General features: G+C 55.5%; 1 protein-coding gene. It reads left to right on the forward strand.

The annotated features are described in order from the left end of the window. The first annotated feature begins 457 nt into the window (after positions 1–457). Positions 458–631 (forward strand): hypothetical protein, encoded by a 174-nt coding sequence (locus AC1D0P_RS26675; RefSeq protein ID WP_477679482.1) that lies wholly within the window; start codon positions 458–460, stop codon positions 629–631. Positions 632–679 lie beyond the last annotated feature (48 nt).

Here is a 679-nt window from a genome sequence, read left to right on the forward strand (position 1 = left end):
GGCCAACAACATCCTCAAGAATTCCAATTGGGTCGACCCAGTAAACCGCCGGAACACCTATGAGCAGCAGGGTTGGACCGGCTTCGATCCTTCCATGGACCCCTATTCTCCGACCCAGGTCGCGGAAGAGCGGAATCGTTATACCCGCTTGTAATCTTTGGATTCCGCGAAGAAACCCGGCCAGCGGCCGGGTTTTTGTAACTCTCGCTTTGGCAAGTGGATGAGAAAAGAGACCTCATATGAGCAACCCAGCGAACGAGCAATACCGTCTTGACAACTGCGAAACCCTACCTCGGGTGAAGAACATCGGGGATGGGGTCACGGCCTCGTCCCCCATCCTGAACGGGGGTATCTGAAACCCTTTCGATCGCATACACACGAGAGTGGGCAAAAGCGTGCAAGCCCGCTGAACCATTCGGGCTTTCGTTTGTTGGGCATGACAACAATGGAGATCATCATGCCCAACCCTAACCCAGCAATTATTCCTGGCATCCTTCCTTCCGATATCGTTCCCGAACGCGATGATCTTCTTCCGGAAGAAGATCCCCGCTTTGGCAACGGCGACGCCGACTCCAAAGATGGAATGCCGACAGATGCCGATGTGCCCAGGCCGGTGCCTGCCGATTATTGAGCGTGCAATCGAATATTTGATCGCCCGGTCCGATCCGCGGTCCGGCGG

The sequence above is a fragment of the Polaromonas sp. P1_G2 genome (genome assembly GCF_056405515.1).

What these genes read in the sequence shown, in the direction of transcription:
- AC1D0P_RS26675 (WP_477679482.1), top strand. Translation starts at nt 458, where the DNA reads ATGCCCAACCCTAACCCAGCAATTATTCCTGGCATCCTTCCTTCCGAT.